Raw genomic sequence first — 658 nt, 5'->3', positions numbered from 1 at the left:
ACTTAGTTATCAATACGATGCGATTGGTCGCTTAATACAAGCGCAAAGCTCAAAGCAAACTGAACGTTACCATTTTGACCCAGCGGGCAACTTAATAGATCCAGTTGCAACGCAAAGTGCAGAAATCAAAAACAACTTGGTGAAACACTATCAAGGCAAACACTACAAATACGATGCCCAAGGTAATGTGATTGAAACCCAGCAGGCAGACCAACAGTTGAAACTGAAGTGGGACAACTTAAATCGCTTAATCGAAAGCGACCACAACGGGCAAATCACTGAATATGGCTACGATGTCTTCGGGCGACGCCTGTATAAAGCCAACAAATCAAATAACAGCCTGACCTTATTTGGCTGGGATGGTGATTTAATGATTTGGGAATCAAAAACCAGTTCAAAATTAACAGATAAAAATAACACAGAACAAAATAGTCAAAGTTATACCAAACACTATATCTATGAGCCGAATAGCTTTGTACCGCTATTCCAAGCAGGGTATCAACACTTTATACAACTGATAGAAACACCGAATTACGAAAGATTTAAAACAGAACCGTATTCCATCCATAAAGATCCAGTGTGGAGAACAGACTCAAGGAAGAGTCCAACAGAGTTAGAACAGATTGCGTTCTACCACTGTGACCAAGTTGGTACACCT

Annotated in this window: 1 protein-coding gene; it reads left to right on the top strand. The window is 40.3% G+C overall.

Annotation, left to right across the window (positions count from 1 at the left end; all coding sequences use genetic code 11):
- Window positions 1–658: RHS repeat domain-containing protein (locus AC1M86_RS14770; RefSeq protein ID WP_481608253.1), on the top strand; the 658-nt coding region annotated here is incomplete at both ends.

The organism is Acinetobacter sp. ANC_7654 (genome assembly GCF_056779855.1).
This window is presented reverse-complemented; position numbering and strand designations above follow the sequence as displayed.